The sequence below is a fragment of the Fluviibacterium sp. S390 genome (assembly GCF_049800695.1).
Classification (GTDB): Bacteria; Pseudomonadota; Alphaproteobacteria; order Rhodobacterales; family Rhodobacteraceae; genus Meridianimarinicoccus.
In genome coordinates, this window is sequence record NZ_JBNAFN010000014.1 from 76,784 (window position 1) to 100,882 (window position 24,099).

23 protein-coding genes and 2 tRNA genes are annotated in these 24,099 nt (G+C 65.2%); 9 read left to right on the top strand and 16 right to left on the bottom strand.

What is annotated here, in order from left to right; genetic code table 11:
- Positions 1–225: 225 nt before the first annotated feature.
- The 10 genes from ACP15K_RS12395 to ACP15K_RS12440 form a co-directional block, all read right to left on the bottom strand.
- Positions 226–1,290 (bottom strand): phage portal protein, encoded by a 1,065-nt coding sequence (locus ACP15K_RS12395; RefSeq protein ID WP_424990647.1) that lies wholly within the window; start codon positions 1,288–1,290, stop codon positions 226–228.
- A 2-nt stretch (positions 1,291–1,292) separates the two neighbouring features.
- Positions 1,293–1,871 carry an HK97 family phage prohead protease gene (locus tag ACP15K_RS12400; RefSeq protein ID WP_424990648.1) on the bottom strand — a complete coding sequence of 193 codons (579 nt, stop codon included), beginning with the start codon at positions 1,869–1,871 and terminating at the stop codon, positions 1,293–1,295.
- The gene (locus ACP15K_RS12405) at positions 1,871–3,133 is read right to left on the bottom strand and encodes a phage major capsid protein (protein ID WP_424990649.1); all 1,263 of its coding nucleotides are present in this window, start codon (positions 3,131–3,133) and stop codon (positions 1,871–1,873) included. Before ACP15K_RS12405 ends, ACP15K_RS12400 begins: the two co-directional genes overlap by 1 nt.
- A gap of 3 nt (positions 3,134–3,136) precedes the next feature.
- A complete protein-coding gene (locus tag ACP15K_RS12410) occupies positions 3,137–3,403 on the bottom strand; it encodes an HNH endonuclease (protein ID WP_424990650.1) in 267 nt (88 codons plus the stop codon).
- A gap of 62 nt (positions 3,404–3,465) precedes the next feature.
- On the bottom strand, positions 3,466–4,860 hold the full coding sequence (locus ACP15K_RS12415; protein WP_424990651.1) for a terminase TerL endonuclease subunit: 1,395 nt from the start codon (positions 4,858–4,860) through the stop codon (positions 3,466–3,468).
- Between the two features lie 253 nt (positions 4,861–5,113).
- The gene (locus ACP15K_RS12420) at positions 5,114–5,602 is read right to left on the bottom strand and encodes a helix-turn-helix domain-containing protein (RefSeq protein ID WP_424990652.1); all 489 of its coding nucleotides are present in this window, start codon (positions 5,600–5,602) and stop codon (positions 5,114–5,116) included.
- Complete coding sequence (locus ACP15K_RS12425; RefSeq protein ID WP_424990653.1) at positions 5,599–5,829, bottom strand: hypothetical protein; 231 nt, start codon at positions 5,827–5,829, stop codon at positions 5,599–5,601. The genes ACP15K_RS12420 and ACP15K_RS12425 overlap by 4 nt, the downstream gene beginning before the upstream one ends.
- Positions 5,826–6,413 (bottom strand): head-tail connector protein, encoded by a 588-nt coding sequence (locus tag ACP15K_RS12430; RefSeq protein WP_424990654.1) that lies wholly within the window; start codon positions 6,411–6,413, stop codon positions 5,826–5,828. The genes ACP15K_RS12425 and ACP15K_RS12430 overlap by 4 nt, the downstream gene beginning before the upstream one ends.
- A complete protein-coding gene (locus ACP15K_RS12435; RefSeq protein WP_424990655.1) occupies positions 6,410–6,805 on the bottom strand; it encodes a hypothetical protein in 396 nt (131 codons plus the stop codon). Before ACP15K_RS12435 ends, ACP15K_RS12430 begins: the two co-directional genes overlap by 4 nt.
- Positions 6,802–6,939, bottom strand: coding sequence for a hypothetical protein (locus ACP15K_RS12440; RefSeq protein ID WP_424990656.1), 138 nt, complete (start codon positions 6,937–6,939; stop codon positions 6,802–6,804). The genes ACP15K_RS12435 and ACP15K_RS12440 overlap by 4 nt, the downstream gene beginning before the upstream one ends.
- A gap of 64 nt (positions 6,940–7,003) precedes the next feature.
- Here ACP15K_RS12440 and ACP15K_RS12445 point away from each other — a divergent pair.
- Positions 7,004–7,075 (top strand) — tRNA-Cys (locus ACP15K_RS12445).
- Positions 7,076–7,555: 480 nt separating this feature from the next.
- On the opposite strand, the gene ACP15K_RS12450 is transcribed toward ACP15K_RS12445, so the two are convergent.
- Positions 7,556–8,227 (bottom strand): SDR family NAD(P)-dependent oxidoreductase, encoded by a 672-nt coding sequence (locus ACP15K_RS12450; RefSeq protein ID WP_424990657.1) that lies wholly within the window; start codon positions 8,225–8,227, stop codon positions 7,556–7,558.
- Positions 8,228–8,340: 113 nt separating this feature from the next.
- On the opposite strand from ACP15K_RS12450, the gene ACP15K_RS12455 reads away from it, so the two are divergent.
- The 8 genes from ACP15K_RS12455 to ACP15K_RS12490 all read left to right on the top strand — a co-directional run bounded on the left by ACP15K_RS12455 (position 8,341) and on the right by ACP15K_RS12490 (position 17,892).
- On the top strand, positions 8,341–9,153 hold the full coding sequence (locus ACP15K_RS12455) for a hypothetical protein (RefSeq protein WP_424990658.1): 813 nt from the start codon (positions 8,341–8,343) through the stop codon (positions 9,151–9,153).
- A gap of 338 nt (positions 9,154–9,491) precedes the next feature.
- Positions 9,492–11,060 (top strand): 2-isopropylmalate synthase, encoded by a 1,569-nt coding sequence (locus ACP15K_RS12460; protein WP_193142613.1) that lies wholly within the window; start codon positions 9,492–9,494, stop codon positions 11,058–11,060.
- A 264-nt stretch (positions 11,061–11,324) separates the two neighbouring features.
- Positions 11,325–12,362: a rod shape-determining protein gene (locus tag ACP15K_RS12465; protein ID WP_193142614.1), complete on the top strand. Its 1,038-nt coding sequence runs from the start codon at positions 11,325–11,327 to the stop codon at positions 12,360–12,362.
- Positions 12,363–12,433: 71 nt separating this feature from the next.
- Positions 12,434–13,336: a rod shape-determining protein MreC gene (gene mreC, locus ACP15K_RS12470; protein WP_193142615.1), complete on the top strand. Its 903-nt coding sequence runs from the start codon at positions 12,434–12,436 to the stop codon at positions 13,334–13,336.
- Positions 13,329–13,868: a rod shape-determining protein MreD gene (locus ACP15K_RS12475; RefSeq protein ID WP_193142616.1), complete on the top strand. Its 540-nt coding sequence runs from the start codon at positions 13,329–13,331 to the stop codon at positions 13,866–13,868. The genes mreC and ACP15K_RS12475 overlap by 8 nt, the downstream gene beginning before the upstream one ends.
- Positions 13,865–15,808, top strand: coding sequence for a penicillin-binding protein 2 (mrdA, locus tag ACP15K_RS12480; protein ID WP_424990659.1), 1,944 nt, complete (start codon positions 13,865–13,867; stop codon positions 15,806–15,808). Before ACP15K_RS12475 ends, mrdA begins: the two co-directional genes overlap by 4 nt.
- Complete coding sequence (rodA, locus tag ACP15K_RS12485; protein ID WP_193142618.1) at positions 15,805–16,944, top strand: rod shape-determining protein RodA; 1,140 nt, start codon at positions 15,805–15,807, stop codon at positions 16,942–16,944. Before mrdA ends, rodA begins: the two co-directional genes overlap by 4 nt.
- A gap of 9 nt (positions 16,945–16,953) precedes the next feature.
- Positions 16,954–17,892, top strand: a complete 939-nt coding sequence (locus ACP15K_RS12490) for a 2-hydroxyacid dehydrogenase (RefSeq protein ID WP_424990660.1) — start codon at positions 16,954–16,956, stop codon at positions 17,890–17,892.
- A 16-nt stretch (positions 17,893–17,908) separates the two neighbouring features.
- On the opposite strand, the gene ACP15K_RS12495 is transcribed toward ACP15K_RS12490, so the two are convergent.
- The 5 genes from ACP15K_RS12495 to hemC form a co-directional block, all read right to left on the bottom strand.
- Positions 17,909–19,819 carry an acyl-CoA synthetase gene (locus ACP15K_RS12495; protein WP_424990661.1) on the bottom strand — a complete coding sequence of 637 codons (1,911 nt, stop codon included), beginning with the start codon at positions 19,817–19,819 and terminating at the stop codon, positions 17,909–17,911.
- 155 nt (positions 19,820–19,974) lie between these two features.
- Positions 19,975–21,768 carry an ABC transporter transmembrane domain-containing protein gene (locus tag ACP15K_RS12500; protein ID WP_424990662.1) on the bottom strand — a complete coding sequence of 598 codons (1,794 nt, stop codon included), beginning with the start codon at positions 21,766–21,768 and terminating at the stop codon, positions 19,975–19,977.
- A gap of 114 nt (positions 21,769–21,882) precedes the next feature.
- Positions 21,883–21,956, bottom strand: a tRNA-Gly gene (locus tag ACP15K_RS12505).
- Between the two features lie 94 nt (positions 21,957–22,050).
- Entirely contained in the window at positions 22,051–22,974 is a 924-nt protein-coding gene (gene ppk2, locus ACP15K_RS12510; RefSeq protein WP_193142621.1) for a polyphosphate kinase 2, read from the bottom strand.
- A gap of 81 nt (positions 22,975–23,055) precedes the next feature.
- On the bottom strand, positions 23,056–24,015 hold the full coding sequence (gene hemC / locus ACP15K_RS12515; RefSeq protein ID WP_424990663.1) for a hydroxymethylbilane synthase: 960 nt from the start codon (positions 24,013–24,015) through the stop codon (positions 23,056–23,058).
- Positions 24,016–24,099: the final 84 nt, after the last annotated feature.

Below are 24,099 nucleotides of genomic sequence, written 5' to 3' on the forward strand. Positions count from 1 at the left end.
CGTAGGAAACCTTGGTCAGGTGTCGCGGCTATCTCGGTCCGGGTTTCTAGGCCCACGGGCACCCTGCAGCAAATTTCATGCGCGATCAAGTGCGCCCTTCGGGGCCATTTTTTTTGCGCGCCACGCCCCTAGGAGGTAAAGGCCGCGCGCTGTCGGGGTTATTCGGCACTCACCGACTGATCCGAGGTGCTTTCGGGCCCGATTGTTTCCGGGGCGCACCCTGCCCTATTCGCTCCAATCCACCATGCGCATCGCGCCGGACAGGTCCGCCGGGGCGATGCCTGCATCCTTGGCTTCGGCCATGGTCTTGACGATTGCTGACAAGGCGCGGGCACGGCCGCCCGCATCGAAGGCTTGCAGGGGGCGGATCGTGTCGATCATGACCGGGCTGCCCAGCTTGTCCGTCGCTTCTTCGGCCAACAGCGCCGCAATGGGTTGCAGCGTCCACAGGGCAAGCTGGCGCTGTGCTTCGCGTACAACGGGGCCGGTGGTCGCACGGTTCATCAGGGCAGGCAGGACGCCAAAGGCTGCCAGGATGCCCTCTCGTGCGGCGTCAAGCGTCTCTCGGGTCATGGACTTGCTCAGATCGGGGCTGAGCTGGTCAGGCTTCTGGCCAATCTGGGGGTTCATCCCCGCCGCCGTCGCCTGGGCCACGCCCTCGATCACAAGCGTCGATCCGCGCCGCCCGCGAAACGCGGTGCGCATCTGGTCCATGTCGTCAGATCCACTATCGGGCAAGGGCACGATCAGTGAGCCAATGGGGGCGTTTTCGAAGGTCTCGGCCAAGGCCGATTCAACCGCGTGCAGCATGGCCCCGGTCAAGCTGGCGCGGCGCAACGGGGCCGTGCCGATCCATGGCGTCGTGTGATCCGCGCCGATCCGCAGGTGCAGCACCTCGGCCGCAAGGGCGGTAACGGTGCGGCCTCCCCCGGCCTCAGGGATGGTCAGGCGATAAGCACGGGGCTTGCCGTCGCGCGTGGTCACGTCCCAGTCGATCGCAGGCACAAGCCCGGCGCTGCCTGCCAGAAGCACCGCTTCACCATTCAGGGCGACGGATCTGGCGATCATGGCCAGCGCCTGCCGAGTCAGAAGGTCGGTGCCTTCCACGTCTGCCATTGCGAAGCCACCTTCCCAGAGGCTGACACAGGATTGCACCGAAGCGGTCAATTCGGCCACGCCGCGCCGCCCGCTGATATGACTGTCCCGCGCGGCCATGACCTGGGCGGTGTATCCCGAGCCACTGGAACGGGCCTCGATCGGGCGCAGCTTGTTTGCGAGCCATCCAAGCATTCTTACCTCCAACGGGTTGCGGCGTGATGGTGCACAACGCGTTGCGCCACTTCGCCAACGGGTTGCCAGTTCCGGGCCTCGATCTGGGCCTGGCTGTATGCGGGCTTGGTCACGGCGCTGATCTCGATCAGGTCCGCCGCGCGGATCGTGCGCAGGATTGCGTTGCCGCGGTCTTCCACCGTCTCGCCACCAGGTCGAACCCGGAAGCCAGGTGACAGGCCACGCACCAGCCCTGCCGAATGCGCCCTGAGGAAGTCCCGAACATAGGACACTTGCCCCATGTCCGCGCTGATCGTCGCTTCAACGGTCAACGCGTCGTCGGTCTCGGTAAGAATGAGGGTGCCAGCCGCGCGGGATGCCAGCGGTTTGTTGAAGTCGTGACCGGACAGAAAATGCACGTCTTCCCCACGATCCAGCCGATCGGCGAAGGCGCGGGCCGCGATCATCTCTCGACGCTCACGCCCCATGCCCACGCGTTCTGCCAGCACGGTTTCGCGGCCGTAGGGAAAGGAAGCCCGAAGGCGGGTTTCCCCGCCCTCGGTGCGCAGCTCAAGGCTGCCGACATGAGCGCCCCAAAGCATCAGGCCAGCTCCAGTCCGGTCAGCAGCTCCAACTGCGTCGGGCGCGCAACAGTCACGTCCATGGTCGCAAGCGCCGTCAGCCGCAGGCCACCCGAAGCCGCATCTGTGTATTGATCGCGAATCATGTCCACGCCAGACCACCTCCCGCAGAAGATCGGAGCCACCCCGCCCGCATTGGTGGTCAGCAATGCCGAGCATGCCAGCGGCGAGCCGGTCGGATCTGCAAGCGCGTTGTGGCTCAGAACCAGGCTACTCAGTTTCGCGGCAAGGCGGTCCCATTCGGTGATACCGCTGCCTGCGTCCCAGATCGTGCCATCCATGAAGTCCCACAGCTCGGGACGTACCAGACCACGGACAGCCCCCGGCCCGGATGCTGCGTTGCCGGTGATGAACCGGGTGACAGCAGCCCGGAAAGCCGCCTCGGTCGCGGTGGCGCCGATTGCCGTGCTGGTGATGCCGTAGGTCGCAGCGCCGGTGATCACGCCCAGAGGCTCGCCAGACGCCCCGGAGCCGAGGAACACCACGCGATCGAGCTCAACACCCATGGCGCTGTTCATGTCGCGGCGCACGGCCTGTTCCAGGGCGGCCCCGGACTGTTTCAGCGTCTTGCGGGTGATCTTCATCTGCACCCCAAGCGTCTGGTTCGGGGCCAGTGCCTTGTCCGTGGTCTGGAACGCTTGCGCAGCACCGGCACTGCCGGTCTCGCTTGCCTGCCAGCCCACGGATGCACCTTGCGTCACCACTGGCCATTCGATCTCGCCATGATCGATCGAGATCATCTGCGCGCCCATCTGCGACGCAACCGAATTGGGGAACAGCCGATCGATGATCGGGCGGGTCTGGATGGGGTCCGGGGTTCCGCTGGCGATGGTTTCACCGGCGCGCACCTCAAGCGCTTCCCACGGAATCGGGATGCCTTGATAGGCCCCATGGCCGCGAAGCTCGGTGATGACTTCCGCCGTGCGGCCGTCGATCTGGTGGCCGTGGTCCAGGGCCATGGCGACCTGGCGAACCTCGAAGCCGCTCATCAGATCGGACCATTCCTGAGCGGTGCGCGTTTCCAGATCGGCCCCCGCCTCGCGGCGTTCCTCGTCCTCGGAGACGAGCGCGGCGCGGTACTGCGCTTCCTTGGCGCGGTACTCCGTGTCCAGATCGCCCATCTTGCGCAGCTCGTCCGCAGACGGGCTTTCAATGTTGGCCAGTTCGGCCAGGGATTGCCGGATTTCAGACCGGCGCAGTTCCAGTTTCTTAGATGTGAGCATGGGTCATCCTTTCTGCTCAGTGGGTTTCTTGCCTTTGGTGCCCAGGGAATCGACGGCCAGCCGCCAATCGCTGAGATCTTGCCGGGGCGGGGGATGCCCGCACTCGATTCGGGTTTTCTTCGTGTGGCAGCCGGGACAAAGCGCCTGCAGGTTTGTCGGCTCGTAGGACAAATCTGGATCGGTCCGGACCGGCTTGATGTGGTCGACCTCCAAGCGGCCGCCGCAGCCGCAATGGCGGCAACGAAAGCCGTCGCGTTCCAGGATCTCCATTCTCAGAACCTGCCAGCGTTTCGTGCGGGTCACGCGCTTGGAAAACCGGTGATGATCGCGCCTCACACCCATAGCAGCCTCGCTTTCGCCTTGGGCTGGGCGGCCACGCGCGCGCCTTGCGCCACTGCCAGCACGGATGCCGCCGCAGCGTCGATGCGGCCTGTCGATCTGGCTTTCGCCAGCTTGAGGTTGTTGGCCGGGTCACGCAGACAGACCGCATCCGCGAATGCAGACCGCAACAGCAGCGACGGGCGGGCCTTCACCTGCCCATCGAAGGCCGCGCGTCGGAACCGCTCGCAGTCTTCGCCGCCATCCCTGAAGCCTTGCCCGCGCCAAACGCAGGGCGCACGGGCACCGGCCCGGTTCAGGGCCTCGGACAGCTCGGCCTGCTTGTAGCGGTCCATCGTGATTGCCATCACGTTCTGGCCCTCGACATGGCGCATCACCTCGGTCAGCCATGGGGCAACCGGCACCGTCTTGTCGCCAAGAACGTTCAGTTCGCCGCGATCCTGCATTTCGACATAGCGGCGGGCGACGCCGTCCGATTGCCCTCGGTCCAGAAGGCTGGGCATGGACGGGAATGTGCCCAGGCACTCAAGCCGCCCGGTGTCAGGCCAGTAGAACGCAGCAGCCGTCATTGACGCAGAGCCGCCCAGGTCAATCCCGATCACAACGCCGCCTTCGCGGGGCGGCAGGGCTTCGGTCTCGCAGGCCAACCATTCGTCCAGGGTGATCAGCAGATCCCGAGATTCTCCGGAAACACGCTCATTGCGGTTGTAGAGCCGGAAGCTGGTCAAGCTGGATCCACCGCGCGCGATCGCCCGTTTCGCCTGCGCTTCAAGCCATTCCAGATCGCCGCCGATGCCATGAGGAGCACCGGGATTTGCGATCAGAAGGCTCTCCTGGTCGTCGGCAGGCAGGCCAGGCGCGGGCCGGTGTTCCTGGACGTAGGAACCCGGCGCCGGATCATCGATCCACCGGGAAAACGGGTGCGTGTCGTCGCTGGCGCTGGTGCTGATCAGGAAGGCGCGGCCCTTGCGCTTGCCGAGACCGGACAGCAGGGCGTGTTCCAGCTCGTCGCCGCGATCCAGCGCCCAGTGCCCGCGTTCGTCCAGGATAGCCATCGTCGGAGCGCCGCCCAGAGCAGACTTGCCGTCAGCAGCGATCACCCGCAGCACATGACCGCCGCCATCGCCCTCAAACTCGATTTCTAGACGCGGTGCGCGGCGGTAGATCAGCCGGCGCTGGATCTCAAGCGGCAGGGTTGCGGCGAACCCTGCCACAAAGTCCCAGATAATGCGGCCCTGGTCGCGGGTCCGCGCAGCGGCAACGATCTCGCGTCGTGGCTGGCGATCCCAGACGCCGATGAGACCGCCGAGCGCAAGCCCGGCCGTGATCGCGGATTTGCCGTTGCCGCGCCCAATGCTGAGAATGGCGTTGGCGGTGTCGGCAGCCATCGCGCCCTCGATAAACTGGCGCTGAAAGGGGGCGAGCGAAACAGGCTTCCCGGCGTTTGGCCCTTCCGGGATGCTCAAGCTATGCATGAAACGCATAGCTCTCTCGGCTGGGGTCTCGGACCCCGCCGCCGCGTCCTGCGCGAAAAGAGAAAACTCAGTAGCGCGGTCCCGCCGGTTCACAGAATTTGCGGCATTGGGACCATCTGCGAACAGGTCGCCAGTTGATCGATCGTTTCTAAGCAGATCCATCGCTTCAATTCCCTCCAACGGTTCGAGGAAATGCGATGATCTCTGTCGGCAGTCGTTCCGCCCTATCCCTTAAAGAGTCCCTATCGGGTGAAGTGGGCTTCACCCCTCGACTGTTCTGAGGGGTGACCCCCCCTGCACCCCTCGATCCGGGTTTAGGGGTGCAGCCAGCTTCACCCCTCGACTTGCGCTTAGGGGTGAAGTCAGCTTCATCCCTCGGCTTCCCAAACAGGTCATATTGATTGCTGCGCTGCCTGCCGTGCTCGGTGCGCACAGCCACGCTGATCAGCCCCTTGTCGGTCAGGGACCGCAGGGCGAGCTGCACACCACGTGTGGACAGCCCTGCAACCTCGGCAAGGGTCGCGACGCTCGGGAAGCAGGCGTTGGTGCGGTCGTGGTGGTGGTGTGCCAGGATCATCAGCACCAGCCGTTCGGAGCTGTTCAGCCTCGATCCTTTGGCAACCTCGATCGCCCAGTTCATCGCCCGCACGCTCATGGTTCCACCACGCAGATCGCATCGTCCGTGGGCGCGCCCATCTCGGCGATCAGTCGGCGCATGATGCTGGCCTGCTTGTCGCTGGGCTTCCAGTTTGCCCGCTTCCCGTGTCGGGCTATCGACTTCACGAAGCCCTTGATCCAGTCGTCACTGCCATCAGCCATCGTGCGGCGCACCACCATCGGCCAGTGAAACGTCATGATCTCGTCAAGCTCGGCACTGGTCATGCGCGCACCCCCCGGTACTTTCCGATGATCCGGGCTGCATGGGGCGACAACCACGTGCCATCGCCGCGCTGGGCAACGCCGCGCTGGTCATAGGCAGATGCAGCCTGATCCAGTATCGCGTGCTGCAGGTCTGCCGGTACGGTCGCAGCGTCCGGGCCGAACCCAGCTTCATAGGCGATCAGAAGGATTGTGCTGCCCGCCTGCAGGGCCATTGGCAGTTGGCCATCATCGATCAACCGCAGGGAAGGGCGCATGCCCCCACGCAGCTGGTATTGGGACGGTGCCAGTGCAACGGGGGATTGCCCCGGTTCCTCGAATTGCACCGTGACGGCTGCCGTGCTCAGGACCGGGCCGATCGGGAGACAGATCGGCGAACCGGGCAAATGGGGCCCGTCCGTTTCAACATCGATCCACTGCGTGATCAGGGCAACTTGCGCAAGGTCTTCGATCTCGTAGGCAGCGGACTGCGCCATCTGTTCGAGCTCATAGGCGCTTTCGCCCGGATACTCCCGAAGATGCGCACTGAGGTGTGGCTGCGACACGGGCGGATTCGTGGTTCGGGGCAAACGGCGATCAAATTTCATGCGGCGGCCTCCATTGCCGTAGCGCGTTGCAGGAAGGCGGATTGATTGGCCTCGGCCATGGCTTCGAAGCAGGCCAGGCAATAGGCCTTCCTCTCGGTCTCTGTGGCGCTGTGCGCCCAGAAACGGGCCTCAGGCATTGCGCCAAGGAAAGAGCTGGCGGGCATTCCAGCAGCCCCCAGAACCGCTGCGGCCAATTCTTCGGCTTGAGCCGGGTCAAGGCTGCTCAGGGCAGCGAATGCCAGCCCGGCGCGCTCTTCCAGTGAAAGGCGGTGTGCAGCGATCGTGCAGAAATCCGACCAGGCTTCGGACGTTCCGAGGGTCAGGCTATACCCCAACGCCCGCGATATGCTCTTGTAGGCCGGGCGCATATATTTTTTGAGGAACGCGGTCATACAAGCGCCCCCCAATGCATTGCCAAAATGGGAAAGGCTGCGATATAGTCGCCGCAGAGATAGACGCCTTCCACAACGTCTTTAGCGCCGCTGACCTTTGCCGAGGTCGCGGCGTTTTCTTTTTCGCCGGTCAAATCGGCGTTTGAAACTTTCTCGGAATGTTCACGGTTTGTCGGGTCGTCTTTTGAAACAGATACCGCTTGATTTCGTTGGGAAAGAGGCTGGATTGCAAATCCGTGTACACCGGTTCGATTCCGGTACTCGCCTCCAGTGTTCCCAATGACTTGAAGCCCTTTTTGCGCACGCGGTGCCAACCGTTTGCGCGTGGTCGGGTTGCCCCGTGTCTGGAAGACCGCAGTCGGCACATCGGGGCGATATTGGCGGCTTCGATTTCGGAATGGGCGCTTTGAGCGGACAGACTGCCGTCAGACACCGCCCGAGGACAGTTCCCCCTGTTGTTTTTTCACCAGCCGCATCAACGCGCGTGTCAAGACCGTTGCCTGTGCAGGTGGAAAGGCGCGCAACGCGCGCTTTCAGGGTCGGGGCCAGAAACAGGCGGTTGCCCACGGCAAGCAGCGTCCACACCAGCTCGGGCAGGATCTTGAGGATCTCGATGAGAACCTGGTCCGAGTGCATGGCGGCAATCTCGCATTGCAGGGCTTCCATCTGCGTCCTGGCAAAGGGGACCACGCAACGGCCGCGCGCAGGGTGCGGGCGCATCGGGAAAGCTGGGGCAAGCTTTCGGCCGGCTCACCAGGGGATGGTCTTGCCAGCCCAGTCGAAAAAGCCCCCCGAGGCTCCGGGGTCCAGACCGTTTATGACCTTCAACAGGTTCTGTGCGGCGTCCTCGGGCGGAACGGTCGGGTGTCGGCCTGCGTAGGCGCGGGTCAGCGGTGTGGCCACGGTGCCGGGATGCAGCGCGACGCAGATGGCCTGCCGATGGCTGCGCTTCAGTTCGATCGCGGCACCATGCAGGATCTGGTTGAGCGCGGCCTTGGCGGCGCGGTAGCTGTGCCAGCCGCCCAGGCGATTGTCCCCGATGGATCCGACCCGCGCCGACAGGGCCGCGAAGACCGCCCGGCGATCCTTGGCCAACAAGGGCACGGCGTGCTTCAGGATCAGCGCCGTACCCAGCGCATTGAGGTCAAACACCGCGCGCAGCGCTTCGGGCGAAACCTCGCGAAGGGCCTTTTCCGGGGCGTGACCCGCCACCGCCAGCCCGCCGGTGGCCAAGAAAACCAGATCGAACGGCCCGTCCTGCCGCGACAGGCAGGTGCGGACCGACTGTTCTGACGTGATGTCCAGCCCATCGTCGCGCCGCGAAAGCGTCGTGACATTGCCCGCCCCCAACCGGGCGCGCAGGGCCTCGGCCACAGCCGCGCCGATGCCACCGCTGGCCCCGATCACCAATGCCCTTTGCATGCGGTCCCTCCTTCCAATTCATGCCATCAGCTAGCCGAAAGGGCCTTCGGTTCAATCCCGACCGCTGAACAGCGCACTTGTTTCAATGCCTGGTGGGCCGCTACCGTTGGCAGATGCCGATCGTGTCCCCCCTGCTGCGGGCAGCCGTTCTGGCCGTCCTTCCGCTTGCCGCTTCCGCGGCCGAACTGACCTTCGTGCGCAGCTTTCCCTTTCCCGGCCCTTCCGGTCTGGCCTTCGATCCGCTGTTTTGCGCGCTCTGGGTGGCCAATGAAACCGAGGAGATCGCGCAGCTCACATTGTGGGGCGCACCGCTGCGCCGGTTCCGCTCTGACCTCAGCCGGGTGGATGCCCTGGCGGTCACTGATACACATCTGCTGCTGAGCGACGGCAGCGGCCGGTTTCAGGAAATATATCGCGATGGCACGGCGCGGGGTGCGCCCTTCCGCCTGACGCGCGACTTCTCGGATATCGACGGGGTGTACGTGGATGCCGCCCGTGACGAAATCTGGATCACCGATGACGCCCGCGCCCAGGTGCTGCGGCTGGAGGCTGGTGGCGGTCTGCTGGCCCGCATCGACGGCACCACGCTGACCCCGCCGATGCTGGAGCCGCAGGGCCTGACCCGCGATCCGGGCACCGGTTACCTGCTGGTGGTCGACGATGCCGATGCGCTGGACAGCCTGTTCGAATTCGACGCCACGGGCCGCTTGCTGGACGTGATCCCGCTGGCCACCTCCGCCTATTCCGACGCCGAAGGCGTCACCCTGGCCCCCGAAGCCGGGTTGGTGTTCGTGGCCTTCGACGCGGGCAACACCATCGTGACCTATGACTACAGCCCCACCCTGCCCGCCACCCGCAGCCCCGAGGGTCGGGCCGCCGACCCCTGCAGCGTCTCGGGGCCGCCGCGCACGCCACCGGGGGGCTGAGCCGGAAAACCGCGGTTGCATCGGCAATCCGGCCCGGTCTAAACTGCGCCCCATGAACGCAACGGCTGCTATCATCGCTGGATTCCGCGACCTGCCCCTCGGGCAGCTGGCCGCCGCACGTCTTCTGCTTCTTAGTCGCCTCTGAGCGTGCCGTTCACCGGCGCGACCGCTCAGAGGATGCTGCCCGCGCCACGACAGACTTCAAGCAGAACGGACCTCAGATGACACAGACCCTCAATGCCCGCAGGCTGGCGCCTTCCGCCGCCGCATGCCGCCCCTGTTGCGGCCCCCGTCCCACGCGCGGCCCCCGCGCCATCGCCACGAAACGGACCTGACCCATGACCTCTTCAACCCAAGATCGTGTCAAGATTTTCGACACCACCCTGCGCGACGGCGAACAAAGCCCCGGCGCCACCATGACCCATGCCGAGAAGCTGGAGATTGCAGGCCTGCTGGATGAAATGGGCGTCGACATCATCGAGGCCGGGTTTCCCATCGCCTCGGAGGGTGACTTCCAGGCGGTCAGCGAGATCGCGAAGAACTCGGTCAACTCGTCGATCTGCGGGCTGGCGCGCGCCAATATCACCGATATCGACCGCTGCTGGGAGGCGGTGAAGCATGCCGCCCAGCCGCGCATCCACACCTTCATCGGCACCTCGCCGCTGCACCGGGCGATCCCGAACCTGTCCATGGACCAGATGGCCGAGCGGATCGAACAGACCGTGACCCATGCCCGCAACCTGTGCCCGGACGTGCAATGGTCGCCCATGGATGCGACCCGGACCGAGCATGACTACCTGTGCCGGGTGATCGAGATCGCCATCAAATGCGGCGCCACCACCATCAACATCCCCGACACGGTGGGTTATACCGCGCCGCGCGAAAGCGCCGACCTGATCCGGATGCTGATCGAAAAGGTGCCCGGTGCCGACACGGTGACCTTCGCCACCCATTGTCACAACGATCTGGGCATGGCGACGGCCAATGCGCTGGCCGCGGTCGAGGCCGGTGCCCGGCAGATCGAATGCACCATCAACGGGCTGGGCGAACGCGCCGGCAACACCGCGCTGGAAGAGGTCGTCATGGCCATGAAGGTGCGCAACGACATCCTGCCCTATGCCACCCGCATCGATGCCACCAAGATCATGAACATCTCGCGCCGGGTGTCGTCGGTCTCGGGCTTCGCGGTGCAGCCCAACAAGGCGATCGTCGGCAAGAACGCCTTCGCCCATGAAAGCGGCATCCACCAGGACGGCATGCTGAAGAACGCCGAAACCTTCGAAATCATGCGGCCATCAGACATCGGACTGTCGGAAACCTCGCTGGTGATGGGCAAGCATTCGGGCCGTGCCGCCCTGCGCGCCAAGCTGGCCGACCTGGGCTATGAACTGGGCGACAACCAGCTGAAGGATGTCTTCGTGCGGTTCAAGGCGCTGGCCGACCGCAAGAAGGAAATCTACGACGACGATCTGGTCGCGCTGATGCAGGACAGCAGCGCCGCGGCCGCCAACGAGCATCTGAAGGTGAAATTCCTGCGGGTGATCTGCGGCACCGAGGCACCACAATCGGCCGACCTGACGCTGACCGTGGATGGCAAGGACGAACAGGTGACCGCCACCGGCGACGGTCCGGTGGATGCGACCTTCAACGCGGTGAAGGCGATCTTCCCGCATGATGCGCGGCTGCAACTGTACCAGGTGCACGCGGTGACCGAAGGCACCGATGCGCAGGCCACCGTCAGCGTGCGGATGGAAGAAGATGGCAAGATCGTCACCGGCCAATCCGCCGACACCGACACCGTGGTGGCCAGTGCCAAGGCCTATGTGGCCGCGCTGAACCGGCTGATCGTGCGCCGCACCAAGACCCATTCCGACAAAAAGGAAATCAACTACAAGGACGTCAGCTGACCTGACAGCCGCGTTCCTGCTTCACGGGCGCGCCCCACCGGCGCGCCCGTTTCTTGTCTGCCCACCCCCCTGACACCCGCCCGAGTAGGGGCCATCGCCGCCGTTCAAAAAAAACTTCCCCAAGGTTTACCGGGCAGAACCCTGCCGAGGCCCGCGCAGGCCCCCTTCTCCCCTTTCACCCCCCTGCCCCGAAGCCTATAAGCGGGGCCAGCCTGCGGCAGCGACTCGCGGGACAATTTGGGGCATTAGCAGGACAACCTCGACATGGCGCTTTTCAGGGGCTTGTTTACTTCGGACGTGGCAATTGACTTGGGCACGGCGAACACGCTGGTTTACGTCAAGGGCAAGGGTGTGATCCTGAATGAGCCCTCGGTGGTGGCCTATCACGTCAAGGATGGCGTCAAGAAGGTGCTGGCTGTGGGCGAGGATGCCAAGCTGATGCTGGGTCGGACCCCCGGCTCGATCCAGGCGATCCGGCCGATGCGCGAAGGCGTGATCGCCGATTTCGACGTCGCCGAAGAAATGATCAAACATTTCATCCGCAAGGTTCACCGCCGCACCAGCTTTATCAAGCCCAAGATCATCGTCTGCGTCCCGCATGGCGCCACCCCGGTGGAAAAGCGTGCCATTCGTCAGTCGGTACTGTCGGCGGGCGCCCGCCGCGCCGGGCTGATCGCAGAGCCGATTTCGGCCGCCATCGGCGCCGGCATGCCGATCACCGATCCGACCGGCAATATGGTCGTCGATATCGGCGGCGGCACCACCGAGGTGGCCGTTCTGTCGCTGGGCGATATCGTTTACGCGCGTTCGGTCCGTGTCGGTGGCGATCGCATGGATGAAGGCATCATCAGTTATCTGCGCCGCCAGCATAACCTGCTGATCGGGGAAGCCACCGCCGAGCGCATCAAGACCACCATCGGCACCGCCCGGATGCCCGACGATGGCCGCGGCCAGTCGTTGCAGATCAGGGGCCGCGACCTGCTGAACGGCGTGCCCAAGGAAACTGAGATCACCCAGGCCCAGGTGGCCGAGGCGCTGGCCGAACCGGTGCAGCAGATCTGCGAAGCCGTGATGACCGCACTGGAAGCCACGCCCCCGGATCTGGCCGCCGACATCGTGGATCGCGGCGTGATGCTGACCGGCGGCGGCGCGCTGCTGGGCGATCTGGACCTGGCCCTGCGCGAGCAGACCGGCCTGGCGATCACGGTGGCGGATCAACCGCTGAACTGCGTGGCAATGGGCACCGGCAAGGCACTGGAATTTGAAAACCAGCTTCGCCATGTCATAGACTACGACAGTTGATCCATCCGCACGCGGGCGGTGGCCTGCCAGTCTGAGCCGCCCCGGAACCCGCCGCAGTCTCGGAGACGCATTTGGCTTACGACGGCGACAAGGGACAGGACCATTTCCGCCCGATCCGGCGCATCTTCGCCGGCGGGCTGATCCTGGTCTGCCTTGCCGTCTTCCTTTTGTGGCGCATCGACAGCCCGCGCGTGGAGCGCCTGCGCACGGATGTGGTCGATGCGACCCTGCCCCGCGTGCAATGGGCGATGGCGCCGATTACCGCGCTGGTCAAGATGAGCGACAATTTCTCGACCTATTCGGCGCTCTACCAGCAGAACCAGGAATTGCGCCGCGAGTTGCAGCAGATGCGCGCCTGGAAAGAGGCAGCACTACAGCTGGAACAGAAGAACGCCCGGTTGCTGGATCTCAACAACGTCAAGCTGGATGCGCGGCTGACTTACGTCACCGGCACCGTTCTGGCCGACAGTGGCTCGCCCTTCCGGCGGTCGGTGCTGCTGAACGTGGGGGAACATGATGGCATCCAGGAAGGCTGGGCGGCGATGGACGGGATCGGGCTGGTGGGCCGGATCTCGGGCGTCGGGCGGACCACGGCGCGGGTGATCCTGCTGACCGATCCGGCCTCGTCGATCCCGGTGACAATTCAGCCTTCGGGCCAGCGCGTGCTGCTGAGCGGTGACAATTCTACCCAACCGCGCATCGAGTTTCTGGAAAGCGTCGAACTGGTACGTCCCGGCGACCGGGTGGTATCCTCGGGCGACGCCGGGGTGTTCCCGGCGGGCATTCTTGTGGGCCAGGTGATCCGCGGCCCCGACAACCGTTTCCGGGTGCGGCTGGCGGCGGATTACGAGCGGCTCGAATTCCTGCGGGTGCTGCGCTATTCCGGCCCCGAGCCGATCCGCGAAACCGGCCAGATCGTGCGCCCGCTAGCGGCGATGCAAGGCCCCTCGCAACCGGAGGCCGCAGATGAGTGAAGGACAGCTTCTCAAGCGGCTGATGTTCGGCGGGCTGTTCGTGCTGCTGTGCAGCGGCGTGCTGATGGTCAAGCTGCTGCCACTTGATCTGCAACCCGGTCCCCTGCCGACCCCTGATCTGGTGATCTGTCTTGTGGTGGCCTGGGTGATCCGGCGGCCCGACTGGTTGCCGGTCTGGCTGATCGCGGTGATGGTTTTCGTGTCGGATCTGCTACTGATGCAGCCGCCGGGACTTTGGACCGCCATCGCCATCGGCGCGACCGAATACCTGCGCCGTCGCCACAAGCGCCTGCAACCGCTGTCGGTGCTGGCTGAAACCGGGGTATTTGCTGCCCTTTATACCGCCATGGTCGGGCTCAACTGGCTGGCCCTGACCGTGACCTTCGCCGATCAACCCAGCCTTGGGGCGCAACTTCTGCGGATGCCGGTCACCGTCGCCGCCTATCCCTTGGTGGTCCTGCTGTGCGCCGCCGGTCTGGGCCTGCGCAAGCGCCCCGTGCCCGAGGGCTTTGGCCGGGGGAGCGGGCGATGAGACGTCCTCCCCGCGACACCGACCTGTCAACCCGCCGCATCGGCCGCCGCGCGCTGGTGCTGGGCGGCGCGCAGCTGGCCTTTGCGGGTCTTCTGGGCTGGCGGATGCGGCAGATGCAGGTGGAGCAATCCGAAGAATACCGGATGCTGGCCGAGGAAAACCGCATCAACATGCGGCTGCTGCCCCCGGCGCGCGGGCTGATCTTCGACCGCAACGGCTCCCCCATTGCCATTAACGACCAGAATTATCGCGTGGTCATCGTGCGCGAGGATGCGGGCAATGTTGAGGAAGTGCTGCAGGAACTGGGCCGCCTGATCCCGCTGACCGAGGAAGACATCGAGCGCACCCTGCGCGAGACGCGCCGCCGGTCCAGCTTTGTGCCCGTGACCGTCGCCGACCGGCTGTCGTGGGACGATCTGGCCCGCGTGGCCGTCAACGCCCCCGCCCTGCCCGGCGTGCGCCCCGAGGTGGGGCTGTCGCGCGCCTATCCGCTGGGATCGGATTTCGCCCATGTGGTGGGCTATGTGGGGCCGGTCAGCGACTATGATCTGTCAAAGCTTCAGGATCCGGACCCGCTGTTGCAGATCCCCAAGTTCCAGATCGGCAAGTCGGGGATCGAGGCCAAGGAAGAAATGGTCCTGCGCGGCCGGGCCGGCAACAGCCAGATCGAAGTCAACGCCGTGGGCCGGGTCATGCGCGAGCTGTCGCGCACCGAAGGCACCGCCGGACGGAACCTGCAACTGACCATCGACGAGACCCTGCAGAACTATGTGCAGGCCCGGCTGGACGGCGAAAGTGCGGCGGTGGTGGTCACCGATGTGCGCAACGGCGACCTTCTGGCGGTGGCCTCGTCGCCGACTTTCGATCCCAACAAGTTCGTGCGCGGGATCTCGGGTGCCGACTATCGCCTGTTGACCGAGAACAAGTTTCGCCCGCTGGCCAACAAGTCGGTGCAGGGGGTCTATCCGCCGGGTTCCACCTTCAAGATGGTGACGGCGCTGGCGGCGTTGGAGGCCGGGGTCGTCTCGCCCGAGGACACGGTCTGGTGTCCAGGCTACCTGAGCGCCGGCTCACGCCGTTTCCACTGCTGGAAGCGCGGCGGCCATGGGCACATGAACCTGCACCAGAGCCTGCAGCAATCCTGCGACGTCTATTACTACGAGGCCGCCCAGCGGGTCGGGATCGACAAGATTTCCGAAATGGCGCGCAAGCTGGGCATGGGCACCCGCTTTGACATTCCCATGTCGGCGGTCGCCGAAGGGCTGACGCCGACGCGCGACTGGAAAGCCACGCGGCGCGGGGCGGACTGGGTGATCGGCGACACGCTGAACGCCTCGATCGGACAGGGGTTCGTGCTGGCCTCGCCGCTGCAACTGTCGGTGATGACCGCGCGTCTGGCCAGCGGCAACGCCATTGCGCCCCGGCTGATCCGGGCCGTGGACGGGGTTGAAGAGCCGGTGCGCCTTGAGGGGCCACTGGACATCAATCCCTATCACCTGCGCGCGGTACAGCGGGCCATGTTCGCGGTCTCCAACTCGAACCGGGGCACCGCCTATCGGTCGCGCATCAATGACGAGACCTTGCAGATGGCAGGCAAGACCGGCACCAGCCAGGTCCGCAACATCACCGCCGCCGAGCGGCGGCGCGGCGTCTTCCGCAACGAGGATCTGCCGTGGGAGCGGCGCGACCATGCGCTGTTCGTGGGCTTCGCCCCCTACAACGATCCCAAGGTCGCGGTGTCGGTGGTGGTGGAGCACGGCGGCGGCGGCTCGACCGCGGCGGCCCCCATTGCCCGCGACGTGATCCTGCGCACCCTGCATGGCGACTTGCCGCCGCTGGAGGCCTATCCCGCCGGCCAGCGCGAGCGCATAGAGCAAGAGCAGCGCGCCCTGCCCCTGCGCGACCGCAAACCGGTCGAAACCGTCAGCAGCCGCGCATGACCTATCTTGAATACAAGGTCAAATCCGTCCCCCGCGGGCTGCGCAAGGTCCTGTACCTGAACTGGCCGCTGATCCTGCTGCTGGCGGCAATTTCGGGCATCGGGTTCGTGATGCTCTATTCGGTGGCGGGCGGATCGCCGACACCCTGGATGGAACCGCAGATGAAGCGCTTCGGCCTGGGCATGGCGATGATGCTGGTCATCGCCATGGTGCCGATCTGGTTCTGGCGCAACATGGCCGTCATGGGCTATCTGCTGGCGCTGGCCCTGCTGGTCTGGGTCGAGGTTGCCGGCACCGTCGGCATGGGCGCTCAACGCTGGATCGACCTTGGCTTCATGCGGTTGCAGCCGTCGGAACTGATGAAAATCACCCTCGTGATGATGCTGGCGGCCTATTACGACTGGCTCGACCTCAAGAAGACCTCGCACCCGGTCTGGGTCATCGTGCCGCTGGTCCTGATCCTGATCCCGGTGGCGCTGGTGCTGAAGCAGCCCGATCTGGGCACCTCGATCCTGCTGGTGGCGGGGGGCGGCTTCGTGATGTTCCTGGCCGGGGTACATTGGGCCTATTTCGCCGCCGTCATTGGCGCGGGCGGCAGCCTTGTCTGGGCGGTCATGGCCTCGAAAGGCACCGACTGGCAATTGCTGAAGGACTATCAGTACCGCCGTATCGACACCTTCCTTGATCCGTCGACCGATCCGCTGGGGGCGGGTTATCACATCACCCAGTCGAAGATCGCGCTGGGGTCCGGCGGCGTCACCGGGCGCGGCTTCATGCAGGGCACCCAAAGCCGGTTGAACTTCCTGCCCGAAAAACACACCGATTTCATCTTCACCACGCTGGCCGAGGAATTCGGCTTTGTCGGCGCCACCTCGCTGCTGGCGCTGTATATGCTGGTGATCCTGTTCTGCATCGTCACCGCCATCACCAATCGCGACCGTTTCGGGTCGCTGCTGACGCTGGGCATCGCCGGCACCTTCTTCCTGTTCTTCGCCGTGAACATGTCGATGGTGATGGGGCTGGCCCCGGTGGTGGGCGTGCCGCTGCCGCTGGTGTCCTATGGCGGCTCGGCGATGCTGGTGCTGCTGGTGGCCTTCGGGCTGGTGCAATCGGCCCATGTTCACAAACCCAGGTAGAGGGCTTCCATGACGCTCAACATTTATTTCTCAGCCGCCGCCAAGGACTGGGAGGCCTACCAGCCCCTTCTGCAGAACGATCTGACGGCGGCGGGGTTCGATATCGCGCTGTCCAACACCTGCCCCGCGCCCGAGGCGGTGGATTACATCGTCTATTCTCCCGACGGTCCGCTGGAAGACTTCAGCCCCTTCACCAACGCCCGCGCCGTGCTGAACCTCTGGGCCGGGGTGGAGCGTATCGTGGCCAACCCGACACTGACGCAGCCGCTGGCCCGGATGGTGGATCCCGCCGGGCTGACGGCGGGGATGGTGGAATGGGTCACCGGCCATGTGCTGCGCTATCACCTTGGGATCGACGCCCATATCGTCAATCCCGGCCACGACTGGGTGCATGTGCCGCCGCCGTTGGCCCGGGATCGCAAGGTCACCGTACTGGGGCTGGGCGAATTGGGCGCGGCCTGCGCCGCAATGCTGTCCAGTCTGGGGTTCCAGGTGACGGGCTGGAGCCGCACCCCCAAGGACATCGCCGGGGTGCGTTGCCTGTCCGGCGACGACGGGCTGCAACCGGCGCTGACCGGGGCCGAGATCGTCGTGTTGCTGCTGCCCAAGACCCCGCAGACCGAGAACCTGATGAACGACGACCGGCTGGGCTGGCTGGCCAAGGGCGCTGCGCTTCTGAACCCCGGACGCGGCCCGCTGATCGATGACGACGCCCTGCTGCGGGCGCTGGACGAAGGCCGGGTCGGCCATGCCACGCTGGACGTGTTCCGGGTCGAACCCCTGCCCGCCGATCATCCCTTCTGGCACCATCCGCGCGTGACGGTGACCCCGCATATCGCCTCGTCCACCCGTCCCGAGACGGCCTCGCAGGCGGTAGTGCGCGCCATCACCGCCATCGAAACCGGTCAGCCGGCCCCGCATCTGGTGGATCGCAGCCGGGGGTACTGACCCCCGGCCCGCGCTGTCAGCCCTCGGGGGCGTCCTGCCAGCGCCACGGCCGGGTGAAGCGGTTCATGACCTGGGCCAGGGCGTCGTCTTCCACGTCCCCGTGCCGCTTCAGGATCGCCACGAGGCCCAGCTTCTTGTCATCCACGACGCTGGCGACCGAGACCGGCAGGCCCGCGCCCTCAAGGGCCGCGCCATAGACGCGCGTGATGGCCCGCTTGCGCAGGTCGGGCTTGAAGACCTTGCCGACGGCGGTTTTCGGAAGCTCTGGCAGAACCTCGATATACTTGGGGATGGCGGCGCGTTCGTGGATGCGATCCTTGCAGAAGTCCAGCAACTCTGCCGGATCGACCTGCGCCCCGGCCACCAGTTCCACATAGGCGCAGGGCAATTCCCCGGCGACGGCGTCGGGCTGGCCGATGGCCCCCACCACGGCCACCGCCGGATGGCCCATGAGCGCCTCTTCGATCTCGGCGGGATCGATGTTGTGACCGCCGCGGATGATCAGATCCTTCTTGCGCCCGGTGATCCACAGGTAGCCATCGGCGTCAAGCCGCCCCAGGTCGCCGGTGCGCAGGTAGACGCGATCGGCAAAGAGCCCCAGGTTCTTGCCCGGCTCGGTATAGGTCGAGCCCTCGTAGACGCCGGGGTTCGAGACGCAGATCTCGCCCACCTCGTCGGTGCCGCATTCATGGGTGATGCTGCCGTCCTCGGCACACTGCAGGATGCGAACGTCGGTATAGGGCAGCGGAATGCCCACCGAGCCGACCTTCTTCTGCCCTTCGAACGGGTTGCAGGACACAAGGCAGGTCGCCTCGGTCAGCCCATAGCCCTCGGCCACCTGCACGCCGGTGCTTTCTTCGAACTTGCGGTACAATTCCAGCGGCAGCGGCGCCGAGCCCGAGATCGCGGTCTTCAGGGTCGAGACATCGGCATCCACCTTGCGCTGCATCAGCGCCGACAGGGCGGTGGGCACGGTGATCAGGAAGGTCACCCCGTAGCGTTCGATCAGCTTCCAGAAGTTGTCGAACACCCCGTCCCCGCGATAGCCCGCCGGAGTCGGGAACACCACATGCGACCCGGCCTGAATGGCCGACATCATGATCGGATAGCAGGCGAAGACATGAAACAGCGGCAGCGGGCAGATCAGTACGTCGGTTTCGTCGAAGATCAGTTCATGCCCCAGCCAGCCATTGTAGATCATGCCCTCCTGCTTGTGCTGGGTGACTTTTGGCACGCCGGTGGTGCCGCCGGTGTGGAAATAGGCCGCCACCCGGTTCGCGCCGGAATGATCGAAGGTCAGACGGTCGGCGGGCTGGGCCGCCACGGCCTTGGCATAGTCCTGCACCCTGGCGTGATGGCGCGCGGTGACCTTGGGCCGAATCAGCGGCACCAGCCAGCTTTTGGGTGGCGTCAGATAGTGCAGCAGGTCCACTTCAAGAATGGTCTTCACATTCGGCGCGAAGGCCGCGGCCTCGGCGGCCTTCTGCGCCACGTCGGTCTTGGGAAAGCCCTTCAGAGTGACCAGAACCTTGGCATCGGTTTCCTTCAGAATGCCTGCGATCTGTTCCACGTCCAGCAGCGGGTTGATCGGGTTGACGATCCCCGCCGTCATCCCGCCCAACATCACCACGGCGGCTTCATTGCAGTTGGGCAGCAGGTAGGCGACCACGTCATCGGGTCCGACGCCAAGGCTGCGGAACAGGTTGGCGGCCTGCGTGGTGCTGGCCAGAAGATCGGACCAGGTCAGGGTTTCGACCTTGGCGCGCGGATCGGACAGGATCTGGAAGCTGATCGCCTTGCGGTCGCCCATCGTCCCGGCGGTGCGCAACAGCGCGTCATAGACAGTGCCGGGCACGTCGCGGTCGGCCCAGGGCATTTCGGCCTCGATAACCTTGCTCACGGCGGCATTGGTGAATGCTCTGGTCACAACGGATCCTCCCCGACAGATGCGACAGTTTTGCCGGCAAGGATGTGCGCGAAGTGATCTGGGAACAAGTCTGACGCGGCGTTTCGCCAGAATTTACGCAGCGCCGCAGTGCCCCACCGGCGATCAGAACCGCCAGAGGGGCACTGGGGACGGGCCTATTCCGCCGCCATGCCTTGTGTGAACTGCAAGCGCGCCAGCCGGGCGTACAGGCCGCCTTCGGCCACAAGCTGATCGTGGGTGCCTTCGGCGACGATGCGGCCCTCGTCGAAGACCACGATGCGGTCGGCCTTCTTCACGGTGGCCAGACGGTGCGCGATGATCACCGTGGTGCGGTCGCGGGCCAGTGATTCCACGGCACTTTGCACCAGCATCTCGCTTTCCGCGTCCAGCGCCGAGGTGGCCTCGTCCAGCAGCAGCACCGGCGCGTCGCGCAGGATGGCGCGGGCGATGGCGATGCGCTGTTTCTGGCCACCCGACAGCATCACGCCGCGTTCGCCCAGATAGCTGCCATAGCCGTCCGGCAGGGCCGAGATGAACCCGTCGGCGGCGGCAGCGCGGGCGGCGGCGCGCACCTCGTCGTCGCTGGCCTCGGGGCGGCCGAAGCGGATGTTCTCCAGCGCGGTATCGGCGAAGATCACCGGTTCCTGCGGCACCAGCGCGATCTGGCGGCGGAAATCATCGCGCGCCATGTCGCGCAGATCCTGCCCGTCCATGCGCACCACGCCGGACTGCGGATCGTAGAACCGCAACAGCATTTGCAGCACCGTGGTCTTGCCCGCGCCCGAGGGTCCGACCAGCGCCACGGTTTCACCCGGTGCCACGGTCAGGCTGATGCCGTTCAGCGCGGCGGCATCGGGGCGCGTGGGATAGTGGAACACGACCTCATCCAGTTCCAGCTCGCCCCGGCCCGGATTGACGGCCGGCACCGGATGGGCCGGATCGGTGACTGTATCCTCGGCGTGCAGCAGGTCGGCCAGCCGTTCGGTCGCGCCCGCGGCGCGCTGCAGCTCACCCCAGATCTCGGACAGGGCCGCGGTGGAAGCCGCCATGATTGCGGCATAGATCACGAATTGCACCAGCTCGCCGATGCTCATGACATCCGCCCGCACATCGCGCGCGCCGACCCAGAGCACACCGACAATGCCCGCAAATACCAGGAAGATGACGATCACGGTCAGCGCCGCGCGCACGGTGATGCGCGACTTGGCAGCCTCGAATGACCGTTCGGTCACATCGGCGAACATGGCGCGCGACTGCGGCTCGTGGCTGAAGGCCTGCACGGTCTGCACCGACAGCAGCGTTTCCGACGCCTTGCCCGAGCTTTGCGCGATCCAGTCCTGGTTTTCACGGCTCAGCTTGCGCACCCGGCGCCCCAGCGCGATGATTGGCACGATCACCACCGGCACCAGCAGCAGCACCAGCCCGGTCAGCTTGGCACTGGTCAGCAGCATCATCAGCAGCCCGCCGAAGAACAACAGCACGTTGCGCAGGAACCACGAGATCGACGATCCGATCACCGACAGGATCAGCGTGGTGTCGGTGGTGATCCGGCTGAGAACCTCGCCGGTCATGGTCTTTTCATAGAAGGCCGGGCTCATCCCCACCATGCGGTCGAACACGGCGGTGCGGATGTCGGCCACCACGCGCTCGCCCAGCCGGGTCACCATGTAGTATCGGACGCCGGTGCCCAGGGCCAGGGCGGCGGCAATGACGAGGGCGGCAAAGAAATACTGGTCCAGAAGCTCGGCCGCGCCGGACTGGAAGCCGTCCACCACCCGGCGCACGGCCAACGGCAGCACCAGCGAGATGAAGGCGGTAAAGACCAGCGCCACGCCTGCCCCGGCCACCAGTGGCTTGTAGCGCATCAGGAACGGCACCAGCCCGCGAAGCGCGCCGATGCGTTTGGATTTCTCCCGCTCCTGATCCGTCGTCTTGGGTGTTCTGGCCATGTCCTGTCTCCGCGAGTTTGCGATGGTGTACCTATTGCGGGACCGGGCAACAAGACATCGCGCACGGGCCGGAAAGTCACAGGCGGGCAGCGGCAGAAATTGGATCGGGAAGGCTGGAGCGGGCGGCGGGAATCGAACCCGCGTCATTAGCTTGGAAGGCTAAGGTCTTACCACTACACAACGCCCGCGCAGTGTAGGCTGCTGATATTTCATCGCCAAACCGGGGTCAATACCGAACCCCAAGGCAGGCGGCACCAAGTGGCCCCACCTGCTCTTCGGCGCTCAATACTTGCTGGGCACATACAATTCGGGCGGCAGCACCGCGCGTTCGTATTCCTTGTTGTAGACCCGTTCGGGCAGCGAGATGTCCTCGTGCGGCACCGGCTCATAGGGGATCAGGCTGAGCAGATGGTCGATGCAGTTCAGCCGTGCCCGTTTCTTGTCGTTGCCTTCAACGATGAACCACGGGGCCTCGGGGATGTTGGTCCGGGCCAGAGTTTCTTCCTTGGCCTTGGTATACTGCTCCCACCGCACGCGGCTTTGCAGGTCCATCGGCGACAGTTTCCACTGTTTCAGCGGATCATGGATGCGCATCAGGAAGCGCATCTGCTGTTCCTCGTCGGTGATCGAGAACCAGTATTTCACCACCCGGATGCCCGAGCGCACCAGCATCCGCTCAAACTCCGGCACGTCGTGGAAGAACTGCTCGACCTGATCCTTGTTGGCAAAGCCCATGACCTTTTCCACGCCCGCGCGGTTGTACCAACTGCGGTCGAACAGCACGATCTCGCCCGCCGCCGGCAGGTGCGGCACATAGCGCTGAAAATACCATTGGGTCTTTTCCCGCTCGCTGGGGGCGGGCAGCGCGACGACGCGGCAGACGCGCGGGTTCAGCCGCTGGGTGATGCGTTTGATGACCCCGCCCTTGCCCGCGCTGTCACGGCCTTCGAAGATCACCACGATCTTTTCGCCCGAATGCTGCACCCAGTCCTGCAGCTTGATCAGCTCGGCCTGCAGAGACAGCAGCTTGCGGAAATAGTCGCGCCGTTCAAGGCTGGGCGGATGCGCCTTGCGATAGATCTTGCGGATTTCCAGCGACAGGGCGGGTTCGGACATCTCAAGCTCGAAATCTTCGTCCAGCGTGTCGGCCAATTCGGCCTCTAGCCAGTCACGACCTGCGTCGTCTTCGGTGAATTCGTTTGCCATCACAGTTTCCCCTTCTTGCCAGAGCTGGCAACCGCCACGTTCCCGGCGCGCGACGTGACGGTTTTACAATCTGATCCCTGTCTAGGTGCGCCAATCGAAGAAATTCTTGCCCGCACGCGTCAGAAGCCGCTGCGCCATGTCCCGACCCAGGGCGGCGCCATCCTCGATCGGGGCGTCCGCGGCATCGGTCAGTGATTCCGAGCCGTCGGTGCGCAGGATCTCGCCGCGCAGGTGCAGGGTTCCGCCGGACAGCTCCGCCAGTCCGGCAATCGGTGTTTCGCAGGATCCGTCCAGCGCCGCCAGGAAGGCGCGTTCGGCGGCCAACCGCTGACCCGTCGGAGTGTCGTGGATCGCCTCCAGCATCTCGGCGGCGCGGCTGTCGTCGGCGCGGCGTTCGATACCGATGGCCCCTTGCGCCACCGCCGGCAGCATGTCCTCGGGCGCGATGGCGGTGCGGACAACCTGCGTCATCTGCAACCGGTTCAGCCCGGCCATGGCCAGGAAGGTGGCCTGGGCAACCCCCTCCTCCAGCTTCTTCATGCGGGTCTGCACGTTGCCGCGAAATTCCACCAGCGTCAGGTCGGGGCGGCGGTGCGCCAGTTGCGCGCGGCGGCGCAGGCTGGACGAGCCCACCACCGCGCCCTCGGGGAGATCGGTCAGCGACGCATGGTCGGGCGAAATGAAGGCATCGCGCACGTCCTCGCGCGGCAGGTAGCAGTCCAGCACCAGCCCCTCGGGTTGCAGCACCGGCATGTCCTTCATGGAATGCACCGCGATGTCGATCTTGCCCGACAGCATGTCCTGCTCGATCTCGCGGGTGAACAGGCCCTTGCCGCCCAGTTCCTTCAACGGCTTGTCCGCGTCGATCAGCGCCCGGTCGTCGCCGGTGGTCTTGATGACCACGATCTCGAAGGCCGCGGGCGGCAGGTCAAAGGCTGCCGCCAGCCTGTCGCGGGTTTCATGCGCCTGTGCCAGGGCCAGCGGAGAGCCGCGGGTGCCGATGCGAAGGGGCGAAGTCGGGGTCGGAAGCGTGATCGTCATGGCAATTCCCTAGACCCGCCGCGTCGGCGTGACAACTGCCGATGCGTTGACTTTCTGGCGCAGGTGCGGGACCACCAAGGCAAC